This window comes from Pseudomonas sp. NPDC088414, from assembly GCF_044753325.1.
Classification (GTDB): domain Bacteria; phylum Pseudomonadota; class Gammaproteobacteria; order Pseudomonadales; family Pseudomonadaceae; genus Aquipseudomonas.
In genome coordinates this window covers 1-14,008 of sequence record NZ_JBIVMY010000042.1, presented here as the reverse complement: position 1 = coordinate 14,008, position 14,008 = coordinate 1, and the positions used below count along the sequence as shown (strand labels likewise).

The 14,008-nt window shown below is 60.2% G+C and carries 11 protein-coding genes; 4 read left to right on the top strand and 7 right to left on the bottom strand.

Features of this window, described 5'->3' with window-relative positions; translation table 11 throughout:
* Positions 1-45 precede the first annotated feature (45 nt).
* The 6 genes from cysG to ACIP8I_RS24720 all read right to left on the bottom strand — a co-directional run bounded on the left by cysG (position 46) and on the right by ACIP8I_RS24720 (position 7,731).
* Entirely contained in the window at positions 46-1,440 is a 1,395-nt protein-coding gene (gene cysG / locus ACIP8I_RS24745) for a siroheme synthase CysG (RefSeq protein ID WP_400764522.1), read from the bottom strand.
* Positions 1,441-2,721: a serine--tRNA ligase gene (gene serS / locus ACIP8I_RS24740; protein ID WP_003223852.1), complete on the bottom strand. Its 1,281-nt coding sequence runs from the start codon at positions 2,719-2,721 to the stop codon at positions 1,441-1,443.
* Between the two features lie 15 nt (positions 2,722-2,736).
* Complete coding sequence (gene crcB / locus ACIP8I_RS24735) at positions 2,737-3,111, bottom strand: fluoride efflux transporter CrcB (protein WP_007966609.1); 375 nt, start codon at positions 3,109-3,111, stop codon at positions 2,737-2,739.
* Positions 3,111-4,433, bottom strand: coding sequence for a replication-associated recombination protein A (locus ACIP8I_RS24730; protein WP_003223849.1), 1,323 nt, complete (start codon positions 4,431-4,433; stop codon positions 3,111-3,113). Before ACIP8I_RS24730 ends, crcB begins: the two co-directional genes overlap by 1 nt.
* Before the next feature lie 191 nt (positions 4,434-4,624).
* Entirely contained in the window at positions 4,625-5,245 is a 621-nt protein-coding gene (gene lolA / locus ACIP8I_RS24725; protein ID WP_047601668.1) for an outer membrane lipoprotein chaperone LolA, read from the bottom strand.
* Between the two features lie 77 nt (positions 5,246-5,322).
* On the bottom strand, positions 5,323-7,731 hold the full coding sequence (locus ACIP8I_RS24720; protein WP_400764519.1) for a DNA translocase FtsK: 2,409 nt from the start codon (positions 7,729-7,731) through the stop codon (positions 5,323-5,325).
* Positions 7,732-8,039: 308 nt separating this feature from the next.
* Here ACIP8I_RS24720 and trxB point away from each other — a divergent pair, with 308 nt between their 5' ends.
* The 4 genes from trxB to infA all read left to right on the top strand — a co-directional run bounded on the left by trxB (position 8,040) and on the right by infA (position 10,838).
* A complete protein-coding gene (gene trxB, locus ACIP8I_RS24715; RefSeq protein WP_400764517.1) occupies positions 8,040-8,999 on the top strand; it encodes a thioredoxin-disulfide reductase in 960 nt (319 codons plus the stop codon).
* Between the two features lie 62 nt (positions 9,000-9,061).
* Complete coding sequence (gene aat, locus ACIP8I_RS24710; RefSeq protein WP_045122183.1) at positions 9,062-9,742, top strand: leucyl/phenylalanyl-tRNA--protein transferase; 681 nt, start codon at positions 9,062-9,064, stop codon at positions 9,740-9,742.
* A 57-nt stretch (positions 9,743-9,799) separates the two neighbouring features.
* On the top strand, positions 9,800-10,507 hold the full coding sequence (locus ACIP8I_RS24705) for an arginyltransferase (protein WP_400764515.1): 708 nt from the start codon (positions 9,800-9,802) through the stop codon (positions 10,505-10,507).
* A gap of 112 nt (positions 10,508-10,619) precedes the next feature.
* On the top strand, positions 10,620-10,838 hold the full coding sequence (gene infA, locus ACIP8I_RS24700) for a translation initiation factor IF-1 (protein WP_002553999.1): 219 nt from the start codon (positions 10,620-10,622) through the stop codon (positions 10,836-10,838).
* A gap of 980 nt (positions 10,839-11,818) precedes the next feature.
* Here the strand turns inward: infA and clpA are convergent.
* Positions 11,819-14,008 (bottom strand): ATP-dependent Clp protease ATP-binding subunit ClpA (gene clpA, locus ACIP8I_RS24695; RefSeq protein WP_400764513.1); only part of this gene is annotated, 2,190 nt, incomplete at its 5' end.

Sequence of the window (14,008 nt, the reverse complement as noted above, 5' to 3'; positions counted from 1 at the left end):
AACCTGTGGGAGCTGGCTTGCCAGCGATAGGGGTCAACTCGATTTTCAGACCTGCGCCTGAGCCCCTTCAAACCACGCCAGTTTCTCGCGCAGTTGCACCACTTCACCGACGATCACCAATGTCGGCGCATGCACTTCATGCTCCGCCACCAGACGCGGCAAATCGGCCAGCGTACCCGTGAAGACCCGCTGATTGACCGTGGTGCCCTGCTGAATCAACGCCGCCGGGGTGTCCGCGCTGCGACCGTGCTTGATCAACTGCTCGCAGATCACCGGCAAGCCCACCAGTCCCATATAGAACACCAGCGTCTGCGCCGGGGCGACGAGGTCGGCCCACGGCAGATCGGTGGACCCGTCCTTCAGGTGACCGGTGACGAAGCGCACCGACTGCGCATAATCGCGATGGGTCAGCGGAATCCCGGCATACGCCGCGCAACCGCTGGCCGCCGTGATCCCCGGCACCACCTGGAACGGAATGCCGTGAGCCGCCAGCTCTTCGATCTCTTCACCGCCGCGACCGAAGATGAATGGATCACCGCCCTTCAAGCGCACCACGCGTTTGCCGGCCTTGGCCAGATCCACCAATTGCTGGTTGATCTGATCCTGCGGCACCGCATGATCGGCGCGACGCTTGCCGACGTAAATGCGTTCGGCATCGCGACGGCACAACTCAAGAATCGCCGGCGCGACCAAACGGTCGTACAGCACCACATCGGCTTGCTGCATCAGGCGCAAGGCGCGGAAGGTCAGCAGGTCCGGATCACCGGGTCCCGCGCCCACCAGATACACCTCACCAGTGGTAACGGTCGCCTCGCCATCGATCTTGGCCTGCAACAGACGCTCGGCTTCAGTGCCCTGCCCGGCCAGTTGTCGATCGGCAATCGGGCCCTGAAACACGTCTTCCCAGAAACCACGGCGCTGCTGCACGTCCGGAAACAGGTTTTTCACCTGATTGCGGAAACGCGCGGCAAGACCGGCCAACTGGCCGTAGGTCGAAGGAATCCAGGTTTCGATCTTGGCGCGAATCAGCCGCGCCAGCACCGGCGCATCGCCACCGCTGGACACCGCAATGATCAGCGGCGAACGGTCGACGATCGCCGGGAAGATCACGCTGCACAGATGCGGCGCATCGACCACATTGACCGGCACGCAACGCCGATGGGCATCGCTGGAGACCTGAGCGTTGAGCGTTTCATCGTCGGTAGCGGCGATGATCAGCCCGCAACCGTCCAGGTCCGTTTCCACGTAACCACGCAGCAGACATTCGCCACCGCTGGCGCTGACCAGTTCGCGCAGTTGCGCTTCGATTTCAGGTGCGACCACCCGCAGCAGCGCACCGGCATCGGCCAGCAGGCGGGATTTGCGCAAGGCAATTTCCCCCCCACCGACAACCAACACACGACTGCCGCGCAGGTTGTGAAACAGCGGCAGATATTTCATTTAGCCGATGACCTCAAGGCCACCCATGTACGGCTTCAGCACGTCCGGCACGCGGATCGAACCGTCGGCCTGCTGGTAGTTTTCCAGCACGGCAACCAGGGTACGACCGACAGCCAGACCGGAACCGTTGAGGGTGTGCACCAGCTCAGGCTTGCCGGTTTCCGGGTTGCGGAAACGCGCTTGCATACGACGGGCCTGGAAATCGCCGCAGTTGGAGCACGAGGAAATTTCGCGGTATTTGTCCTGGCTCGGAATCCACACTTCCAGGTCATAGGTCTTGACGGCGCTGAAGCCCATGTCGCCAGTGCACAGCGCCAGGGTGCGGTAAGGCAGACCCAGCAGTTGCAGGACTTTTTCGGCGTTGGCAGTCAGGCCTTCCAGCGCTTCCATCGAAGTCGACGGCTCGACGATCTGGACCATTTCAACCTTGTCGAACTGGTGCTGACGGATCATGCCGCGGGTGTCGCGACCCGACGCACCGGCTTCGCTGCGGAAGCACGGGGTGTGCGCGACGAACTTGATCGGCAGCAGTTTCGAGTCGACGATTTCACCGGCCACAATGTTGGTCAGCGACACTTCGGCGGTCGGGATCAGGTACAGATCGGCTTCGCCTTCGCGAGCGATCTTGAACAGGTCTTCTTCGAACTTCGGCAGCTGACCGGTGCCTTGCAGCGCCGGGGCCTGAACCAGATAAGGCGTGTAAGCCTCTTCGTAGCCATGCTCGTTGACGTGCAGGTTGATCATGAACTGCGCCAGTGCGCGGTGCAGACGGGCAATCGGGCCGCGCAGCAGGGCGAAACGTGCGCCGGACAGCTTGGCCGCGGTTTCGAAATCCAGCCAGCCGAACTTCTCGCCCAGCGCAACGTGGTCTTTCACTTCGAAATCGAACTGCGTCGGCGTGCCCCAGCGGCGCACTTCAACGTTGTCGTCTTCGTCCTTGCCGACCGGTACCGATTCGTGCGGCAGGTTGGGGATACCCAGCAGGATCGAGTCCAGCTCGGTCTGGATCGCGTCCAGCTCGACTTTACCGGCACTCAGCTCGCCCGCCATGCGCTCGACGTCCGCCATCAGCGGCGCGATGTCTTCGCCGCGCTGCTTGGCCTGACCGATGGATTTGGAACGCGCGTTACGCTCAGCCTGCAGTGCTTCGGTGCGGGTCTGGACGGTCTTGCGCTGTTCTTCCAGCGCTTCGATGCGCGCGGTATCCAGGGCAAAGCCACGGGAAGCCAGGCGGTCCGCTACGTCCTGAAGGTTGCTACGTAACAGTTTGGAATCGAGCATGTCGGTTTCTCGTTATCAAAGTTTGGTCAAGGACAGGCCGGCCCACGTCGCGAGCAGCCCGCCGAATACGCTGATCGCCGCATAGCCCAGGGCCAGCGGCACTTGCCCGCTTTCCAGCAGGCGCACCGTATCCAGTGAAAAGGATGAAAAAGTCGTCAGCCCCCCGAGGAAGCCGACCATCAACCCGGCGCGCACCTCGATCGGCACCTCCGGGCGTATCAAAAACAGGCCGTACAACACGCCAATCAGCAGACAGCCCACGATATTAACGGCCAGCGTCGCGGTATAGAAGTGCCGCGGCCAATTGGCACTGACCCAATTGCCGGTGGCGAAGCGCAACAGCGTGCCGGCAATCCCGCCGACGGAGACCGCAACGATCAATGGAAGCACTATTTTCTCCGCTGTCTTGGGCTTAAACGGTCGAGTTGCGCGAGGTGGTTGAGCTTCTCGCCGATCTTCAATTCCAGGCCACGGGGCACCGGTTGATAGAACGGGATCGGCTCAAGCTCTTCCGGGAAATAATCTTCGCCGGCGGCATAGGCATCCGGTTCGTCGTGGGCATAGCGGTATTCGTCGCCATAACCCAATTGCTTCATCAGCTTGGTCGGTGCATTGCGCAAGTGCAGCGGCACTTCCAGCGAACCGTACTCGGCAGCGGCGCGCAGTGCAGTCTTGAAACCCATGTACACCGCGTTGCTTTTTGGTGCGCAGGCCAGATAGGTGATGGCCTGAGCCACCGCCAACTCGCCTTCCGGGCTGCCGAGGCGCTCCTGCACTTCCCACGCCGCCAGGCACAGGCTCAGGGCGCGCGGGTCGGCGTTGCCAATGTCTTCGCTGGCCATGCGCACCACGCGCCGCGCCAGGTACAACGGATCGCAGCCGCCGTCGATCATCCGCGCGAACCAGTACAGCGCGCCGTCGGGGTTGGAGCCGCGTACCGATTTGTGCAGCGCGGAGATCTGGTCGTAGAACGCTTCGCCGCCCTTGTCGAAGCGCCGCCGGGTATCGCCGAGCAGGCTTTGCAGCAACTCGGTGCCCATCTCGCTGTTGTCTTCGGCCAGGTCCGAGGCGTTTTCCAGCAGATTGAGCAGGCGCCGGCCATCGCCATCGGCGGCCGACAGCAGCATCTGGAAGCCTTCATCGCTGAGGGTCAGGTTGCGCTTGCCCAGCCCGCGCTCTTCGGTGAGCGCGCGGTGCACCAGTTTGCGCAGCGCCGTTTCGTCGAGGCTTTTCAGCACATAGACGCGGGCCCGTGACAGCAGCGCGTTGTTCAATTCGAACGAAGGGTTTTCGGTGGTGGCGCCGATGAAAATCAGCGTACCGTCCTCGACGTACGGCAGGAAGGCATCCTGCTGCGATTTGTTGAAGCGGTGCACTTCATCGACGAACAGGATCGTGCGCTTGCCGTACTGCCCGGCCTGCTGCTTGGCGATTTCAACGGCCTGACGGATCTCCTTGACCCCGGCAAGCACCGCCGAGACCGTTTCGAAGTGCGCGTCCGAGACTTCCGCGAGCAACCGCGCCAGGGTGGTCTTGCCCACACCCGGCGGGCCCCAGAAGATCATCGAATGCAGGGCACCTTGCTCCAGCGCCTCACGCAGAGGCTTGCCGCGAGCGAGCACGTGCTCCTGACCGACATACTCATCCAGATTGGTCGCGCGCAAACGCGCGGCCAGTGGCTGGGCAATCGGTGCACTGCGAAACAGATCCATCACGTAGCGTTGAAACCTCTGATTGTCTTAAGCCTGTTGGAACACCTGTTGGTGACCCTGTGGTGAGGGGATTTATCCCCGATGGGCCCGCAGCAGTCACCTTTTTTAGGGCTGCTTTGCAGCCCATCGGGGATAAATCCCCTCGCCACAAAAGCTCCAAGCCACAAGAGCCCGACCCGGGATCCAGGGTTTTATTCCTGAATGACGTCAGCACCCTTGGGGATGTCGAACTTGAACTTCGACGCCGACACCGCTTCGTTGGCCTTGACCCCGGTGAACAGGATGTTGGTGCGCTGACCAACGCTGTCGATCAGCTGCATGTCATTGACCAGGCCGTTGCGGAACGACAGGCGCAGGCTGTCGAACAGGGTGTCCTTGGTCTTCGGCTTGAGAGTGAAGTCGATCACGCCGCCCGCCTCTTTCGCGCTGATCTCGAAGCTCTGGCTGATCTTCGACACGTCACCGGACAGCAGCAGCGCCGGGGTCTGGGTCAGACGCTCGTCGAGCTTCTTGATGGTGGCTTGTTCCAGGTCCGGGTCCCACAGGGTGACTTTCTTGCCGTCGGAGACCATGGTCTGCTCATTCGGCGCTTCGGTATGCCAGTAGAACAGGCCCGGACGCTGCAGAACCATGTCGCCACGGGTTTCCTGCAACTGCGTGCCGCTGCCATCGAGGGTCAGCTGCGAGAAGTTCGCGGTCAGGGTTTTAGATGTTTCGAGCAGTTGGGTCAGACGCGCCACGTCCTTGTCATCGGCGTGGGCCGTGAGTGTGGTCAGCGCCAGTACTGGCAACAGCATGCGGATAAGACGCATGGGAGTCCTCTTGAATACTTGTGGGAAGGGACGGCGCGTCATTGCGCCATCCTTTGTTACAAATCGGAGCGGCCGAATCAGTCGCGCATCGGGCCCGGGGCCAGTACTTCACGCGAACCGTTGGTGTTCATCGCCGTCACCACGCCAGCCATTTCCATGGCTTCGATCATGCGCGCAGCGCGGTTGTAACCGATCTTCAGCTTGCGCTGTACCGCGGAAATCGACGCCCGGCGGCTTTCCAGGACGAACTGCACGGCTTCGTCATACAGCGCGTCGGTCTCCGGATCATCACCGTCGCCGCCACCGCTGCTGCCTTCAAAGCCGCTGCCCGCCTCTTCGACACCGTTGAGGATGTCATCGTTGTATTCCGGTGCGCCACGCAGTTTCCAGGCTTCCACCACGCGGTGTACTTCATCGTCGGAAACGAACGCGCCGTGCACCCGGATCGGCAGGCTGGTGCCCGGTGGCATGTAGAGCATGTCACCGTGACCGAGCAGTTGCTCGGCGCCGCCCTGATCGATGATGGTCCGCGAGTCGATCTTGCTCGACACCTGGAACGCCATGCGTGTCGGAATGTTGGCCTTGATCAGACCGGTGATCACGTCCACCGATGGCCGCTGGGTCGCGAGGATCAAGTGAATACCGGCGGCACGCGCTTTCTGTGCGATACGGGCGATCAGTTCTTCAACCTTCTTGCCGACGATCATCATCATGTCGGCGAATTCGTCGACCACCACGACGATGGTCGGCAGCTTCTGCAGCAGCGGCGCTTCGTCGTGAATGCTTTCGCGCTTGTACAGCGGATCGCTCAACGGCTCGCCGGCATCCTGCGCTTCCTTGACCTTGGCGTTGAAGCCGGACAGGTTACGCACGCCCATCTTCGCCATCAGCTTGTAGCGACGTTCCATCTCGGCAACGCTCCAGCGCAGGGCGTTGGCCGCGTCTTTCATGTCAGTCACGACCGGGCACAGCAGGTGCGGAATGCCTTCGTAGATCGACAGCTCGAGCATTTTCGGGTCGATCATGATCAGCTTGGCGTCGTCCGGGCCGGACTTGAACAGGATCGACAGGATCATCGCGTTCACGCCCACCGACTTACCGGAACCGGTGGTACCAGCCACCAGCAGGTGCGGCATCTTCGCCAGGTCGGTGATGACCGGTTTGCCACCAATGTCGTGGCCCAGGGCCAAGGTGACCGGCGACTTGAAGTTGTCGTACTCGGGGGTCGACAGCACTTCGGAGAAACGCACGATCTGCCGGTCTTCGTTGGGAATCTCGATACCGACCGTGGTCTTGCCCGGAATCACCTCGACCACCCGCACACTGGTCACGGCCAGCGAACGTGCAAGGTCTTTCGCCAGGTTGGCGATACGGCTGACTTTGACGCCGGCGGCAGGCTGGATTTCGTAACGGGTAATCACCGGGCCAGGATGAATCGAGTCCACGGTGACTTCGACGCCGAACTCCTTGAGCTTGATCTCCAGCAAGTGGCCGACCGCAGCCAGGGATTCCGGCGAATAATTGAGTTGTTTCTTTTCCGCAGGATCGAGAATCGAGATCGGCGGCAAGGTGCCTTCCACGGCGCTGTCGACGAACAACGGCGCCTGCTTCTCTTTCTGCACGCGCTTGCTTGGTTCTGGCGCCTTGACCGGAGCCGGGGCAATGACCGGCGGCACCTGCTTCTCGCGATCGGACATGTGCTTGCTCAGGGCCTGCTCACGCTCGATCAGGCGCTCTTTGACCTTGGCCTGTTCACGCTTGTCGGTGACGGTCGGCGCCACCACATCGTGGACGCGGTCATCGACTTCACGCAGTTGCGCAACCAGTTGCTTGCGCTCGGTACGCGCCGACCACCAGCGGTTGACCGCGCCCTGGAACAATTCGAACAGGTCCAGGGTGATCTTGCCGGTGACGTCCATCACCTTGAACCACGACAGATCGGTAAACACGGTCAGACCGAACAGGAACAGCGCAATGAACAACAGCGTGCTGCCCTGGATATTCAGCGCGTTTCGCGCCAGGTCACCGAGACTTTCGCCCAGCGCCCCGCCCGCACCCGCCGGCAGACCGGTAGCGGCATGAAAATGAATATGCGCCAGCGCGGCGCCCGACAGCACCAGGAACACCAGACCGATCAGGCGCCATGAGAACAGCCAGCCGCTCCACTGCCACGGCTCGTGACGTTGACGGAAGATCTGATAGGCCTTGACCGCCAGCAGCAACGGGAAGATGTACGCGAAGTAACCCAGCACCATGAACAGGATGTCGGCGCTGTAGGAACCGGCCGGGCCGCCGAAGTTCTGCACGTCGTCGATCTTGCTGTTGTGGCTCCAGCCGGGATCATCCTTGCCGTAGGTCAGCAAGGCCATCATCAGGAACAGGCACAAGGCACCGATGGCGATCAATGCACCTTCCTTGAGCCGGTAGTGCAATTGCTGGCGCCAGAGCGGAACGACTGTTTTTGGTGCTGCGGTGGATTTCTTCAAAACGCTTCTTTTCCTGCGCCCGGGGCGCGTCCATCTATTGAATGACGATAAAAAACTGCCCAATCCAGGCAGGTAAAAAAGTGAACCGGCGCATCTGAGACTACTTTTAACACTGTGCCGCAGCTTTTATAAACACAGCCATAAACACAGCGCTCTACAAATATTCTGTAACAGCCCGGCATTGTACGGGTTTGTGCGGCTGATGCCATGCTTCAAACCCATAGCTGAGCATAGCCAAGCGCACAAATCCTGCGGTTCAATTTGAGCATGCATTGTCTTTTGTGACAAAGGCTTATGAGGTGTAATTGATGAACGCAGCGAAGCATTCACGCCTGATCATTCTCGGCTCCGGCCCTGCCGGTTACAGCGCCGCCGTGTACGCCGCCCGCGCCAACCTCAAACCGGTGGTGATAACCGGGCTGCAGGCGGGTGGCCAGCTCACCACCACCGTCGAAGTCGACAACTGGCCTGGCGACGTCGAAGGACTGACCGGTCCGGCGCTGATGGAGCGCATGCAAAAACACGCCGAGCGCTTTGCCACAGAGATCGTTTACGACCACATCCACACCGCCAAGTTGCAGCAGCGCCCGTTCGAGCTTATCGGCGACAGCGGCACTTACACCTGCGATGCGCTGATTATCGCCACCGGCGCTTCGGCGCAGTATCTGGGCCTGCCCTCGGAAGAAGCGTTCGCCGGCAAAGGGGTTTCGGCTTGCGCGACCTGTGACGGTTTCTTCTATCGCAATCAGGTGGTCGCCGTGGTGGGTGGCGGCAACACCGCGGTCGAGGAGGCGCTGTACCTGTCGAACATCGCCAGAGAGGTGCATCTGATTCACCGACGCGACAAATTGCGCTCGGAGAAAATTCTCCAGGACAAGCTGTTCGAAAAAGCCGACAATGGCAACGTTCGCCTGCACTGGAACCAGAATCTCGACGAAATACTGGGCGACGCCAGCGGCGTGACCGGCGCCCGTCTGCGCGACAGCCACACCGGGCAGACCCGCGAACTGGCACTGGCCGGCGTGTTCATCGCCATCGGCCACAAACCCAACACCGACCTGTTTCAGGGCCAATTGCCGATGCGCGATGGCTATCTGCAGGTGAAAAGCGGTAGCGACGGCGACGCCACCTCCACCGAGATTCCCGGCGTCTTCGCTGCCGGCGATGTGGCCGACCACGTCTACCGCCAAGCCGTGACCTCGGCCGGCGCCGGTTGCATGGCGGCACTGGACGCGGAGAAGTATCTGGACGACATTCCTGTCATTTAACGGCACACTTTAGCGCGGGCCTCGCGCCCGCACCGCCCTCCCCTTCTGCAAGCCTGGACGCCATGCTGACTTGGTTACAACGCAATTCCCTGACTTTCCCGCCCCTGGATAAGGCCATGCGCGATCCCAATGGATTACTGGCTGCCGGTGGCGACCTGTCCGCCGATCGTCTGGTGCAGGCCTACCGGCACGGCTGTTTTCCATGGTTTTCCGAAGGTCAGCCGATCCTCTGGTGGTCGCCGGATCCACGCACCGTGCTGTTTCCCGACGAACTGCATGTCTCGCGCAGCCTCGGCAAACTGCTGCGCAAGCAACGCTACCAGGTGACCTTCGATCAGGATTTCGACGCCGTGATTCGTGCCTGCGCCGCACCACGGGACTACGCCGACGGCACATGGATCACCGAAGCCATGCAGGACGCCTACCTCGAACTGCACCGCCGCGGTTTCGCCCACTCGGTCGAGGTCTGGGATCAGGGCCAACTGGTCGGCGGCCTGTATGGCCTGGCGATGGGTCAGCTGTTTTTCGGCGAATCGATGTTCAGCCGCGCCGACAACGCCTCGAAATATGGCTTTGCCACGCTGGTTCAGCATCTGAAAGATGCCGGATTCGTCCTGATTGACTGCCAGATGCCGACCGATCATCTGCACAGCCTCGGCGCCCGGGCGATCCCCCGCCAGGAATTCGCCGACTATCTGGCTCGCCACCTGGATCAACCCAGTCGTGCCACCTGGGTTTGCTGAGCGACTTTTGCGCGCGTGGCTTACACTTAATTCACCAGCTTATCCCGAGGGTTGATCATGACCGAGTTGGCGCGTTTGAAGTTTTATGCCACTCAGCCTCATTCCTGCAGTTATCTGCCCGAGGAGCAGGCGACGACGCTGTTTCTCGACCCGAGTCAGCCCATGGATGTGCACGTCTACGCAGACCTGTCGGAAATGGGTTTTCGTCGCAGCGGCGATCATCTGTATCGGCCCCATTGCCAGAATTGCAATGCGTGCGTGCCTGCGCGCATCCCGGTGTCGCAGTTCAGCCCAAACCGCCAGCAGAAACGCATTTTCAAACGCAACGCCGATCTGCAGGTACGCCCGGTAAAACCGCACTTCAGCGAAGAATATTTCGACCTGTACCAGCGCTACATCGAGCAGCGCCATGCCGACGGCGACATGTACCCGCCAAGTCGTGACCAGTTCTCGACCTTTCTGGTGCGCGATCTGCCCTTCTCGCGCTTTTATGAATTTCGTCTCGACGGACGGTTACTCGCCGTCGCGGTGACCGATCTGCTGCCCAATGGCTTGTCAGCGGTCTATACCTTCTACGAACCTGACGAAGAGCGCCGCAGCCTGGGTCGTTTCGCAATCCTGTGGCAAATCACCGAAAGCCAGCGCCTGGGGCTAGAGGCGGTGTATCTCGGTTACTGGATCAAGAACTGCAAAAAGATGAACTACAAGACCCAATATCGCCCCATCGAATTGCTGATTAATCAGCGCTGGGTGATCCTGAACTGATCGCAAGCCGTAAACCCCTTGGCTTGAACCCCCTTTTTCGGGCACAATGCACGCCGCTTTTGCCTGGCGCAGTTGCACCGGGCCATTCATTGGACACCGAGGGCTTTACTGCATGTCGAAAGAAGACAGCTTCGAAATGGAAGGCACTGTCGTCGACACCCTGCCCAACACCATGTTTCGTGTGGAGTTGGAAAATGGGCACGTCGTAACCGCGCATATCTCCGGCAAGATGCGCAAGAACTACATTCGCATTCTTACCGGTGACAAAGTGCGCGTCGAGCTGACGCCCTATGACTTGAGCAAAGGGCGCATCACTTACCGCGCTCGTTAATCAAGTCAATACAGAACGCCCGGTTTATGCCGGGCGTTTTTGTTTGTCTGCGATTTGGGTTTGGGTTTGAGTTTGGGTTTTGGGTGTATATCCGTTGCTGCGGTAACGGCCTCCTATGGTTTCGCTCTTACAGCGAGTCACCTTTTCCAGACGCCGAAAAGGTAACCCAAAAGGCTTTGCCCCGGCGTACGGCACTTCGCTTAGGCTCAGTGTTCCCTCGCTACGGTGTCCATCCGGGGGCATCGCCTACGGTTTGCTTCGCTGCACCTCCTCTCGATGTATGCGGCTTCGCCGCATGGCGCTGCGCGCCTAACCCCCTGATGGACACCTTCGCTCGGCCTGCCGAAGGGGCTGAAGATCAAAAGCCACATCAAGAGCCAAAGCCAGAGCAGATCAAAAGATCACAGCCTTCGGCAGTTCCTACAGGGGATTGGGTTTATTCAGATAGAGATTGGTCGGCTGTCAGGCCGCCATCGCTGGCAAGCCAGCTCCCACATTTGGACTGAGTGAATTGAGTCAGAGATCGGACGGCTCGTAGGCCGCCATCGCCAGCAAGCTGGCTCCTACAGTCCAGATTGCGTGCTCCCCATGCGGCAAAGCCGCCCCACTCAACACGATGAGCGTTAGCTCGAGTATCGCTTTTGATCTCAAGGCCCGTCGGCAGGCTGAGTGGAGGGGTTTATCCGGGGGTGGGAGCGCAGCGACCGTTTGGCGCAGCCAAACACAGCGAGAGGAGGTGCAGCGAAGCAAACCGTAGGCGCTGCCCCCCGGATGAATCCCGCAGCGAAGGAACCCGAGCCTAAGCGAGGGCCGAACGTCAGGGTAAAGCCTTTTTGGTTACTTTTTCGGCGTCTGGAAAAAGTGACCCGCCGTAAGGGCGGAACCCTAAGCAGCCATAACCGCAGCAACGGATATACACCCAAAAACATCAGCCAACAAAAAGGCGCCCGAAGGCGCCTTCCAAACCAACAACCAAGTCGTCAGGCCATCTCCGCCGTAGTCTCGAAGTCAAACGTCAACTCACCATCCTTGATGTCGATGTGCACCACACCGCCATGCTCGGCCAGCTCGCCAAACAGAATCTCCTCCGCCAGCGGACGCTTGATCTTGTCCTGGATCAGACGCGCCATCGGACGTGCGCCCATCGCCGAATCGTAACCACCGGCCGCCAGCCAACTGCGCGCCGCATCGGTAACCTCCAGCAACACACGCTTGTCTTCAAGCTGCGCCTGCAGTTCGGTAAGGAACTTGTCCACCACGCTTTTGATGACCTCATGGCTGAGGCGACCAAACTGGATAATGGTGTCCAGACGGTTACGGAACTCCGGCGTGAAGCTCTTCTTGATCACTTCCATCGCATCAGACGAGTGGTCCTGATGGGTGAAACCGATCGAAGCACGCGCCGCGGTTTCGGCACCGGCGTTGGTGGTCATTATCACGATCACATTGCGGAAATCCGCCTTGCGCCCGTTGTTGTCGGTGAGCGTGCCGTGGTCCATCACCTGCAACAGCAGGTTGAAGACTTCCGGATGCGCCTTCTCGATTTCATCGAGCAGCAATACGCAGTGCGGTTGCTTGGTGATCGCTTCGGTCAACAGACCGCCCTGATCAAAGCCGACATAGCCCGGAGGCGCACCGATCAGACGCGATACGGTGTGGCGCTCCATGTACTCGGACATGTCGAAGCGCACCAGTTCGATACCCAACGCCTTGGCCAGCTGCCGCGCGGCCTCGGTTTTACCGACACCGGTAGGACCGGCGAACAGGAACGAGCCGACTGGCTTGTCAGGCGACTTGAGGCCGGCACGGGACAGTTTGATCGCGGTCGACAGCGAATCGATCGCCGCATCCTGGCCAAATACCGTCAGCTTCAGGTCACGCTCCAGGTTGCGCAGCAGTTCCTTGTCGGAGCTGGTGACGTGTTTCGGCGGAATCCGCGCGATCTTCGCCACGATGTCTTCAACCTGCGGCACTTCGATGCGTTTGACGCGCATCTCGACCGGTTGCAGGCGCTGGTAGGCACCCGCTTCGTCGATTACGTCGATGGCCTTGTCCGGCATATGCCGGTCATTGATGTAGCGCGATGCCAGCTCGGCAGCGGCGCGCAACGACTCATCGCTGTATTCGATGTTGTGGTGCTGTTCGAAACGCCCTTTCAGGCCGCGCAGGATACCGATGGTGTCTTCCACCGACGGCTCGACGACATCGACCTTCTGGAAGCGTCGTGCCAGCGCACGATCCTTCTCGAAGATGCCACGGAATTCCTGGAACGTGGTCGAGCCGATGCAGCGAATGTCGCCAGACGACAGCAGCGGCTTGAGCAGGTTCGAGGCATCCATCACGCCACCGGACGCAGCACCCGCACCGATGATGGTGTGGATTTCGTCGATGAACAGGATCGCCTGCGGACGTTTTTTCAGTTCATTGAGCAACGCCTTGAAGCGCTTCTCGAAATCACCGCGATACTTGGTGCCTGCGAGCAGCGCACCGAGGTCGAGCGAATAGACGACGCTATTGGCCAGCAGATCCGGCACCTGGTTGTCGACAATACGCTTGGCCAGGCCTTCGGCAATCGCGGTTTTACCTACACCAGCCTCGCCGACCAGCAACGGATTGTTCTTGCGCCGGCGCGCGAGAATCTGCGCGACACGCTCGACTTCCATCTCACGGCCGACCAGCGGATCGATCCGACCCTGGCGTGCGAGTTCGTTGAGATTGCTGGCATAAGCATCCAGCGGATTGCCTGAAGAAGAAGACTCACCGCCCTCGTCGTCCTGCATATCTTGTTCACCTTCAGAGTGATCGCCGTGCCCTGGCACTTTGGAAATGCCGTGGGCGATGTAATTGACGACATCAATGCGCGCAACGCTCTGCTGTTTCAGCAGGAATACGGCCTGACTCTCTTGCTCACTGAAGATTGCAACCAGCACGTTGGCGCCGGTTACTTCGCGTTTGCCCGAGCTCTGCACATGAAAGACAGCACGTTGCAGTACACGCTGGAAACCCAATGTTGGCTGGGTTTCGCGATCTTCGTCATGGACGGGGATCAGTGGCGTGGTGGAGTCGATGAACTCCTGCAGGTCGTGCTTGAGTTTGTCGAGGTTTGCGCCGCAGGCACGCAATACGGTGGCGGCAGCCTCATTGTCCAATATGGCCAGCAGCAGGTGTTC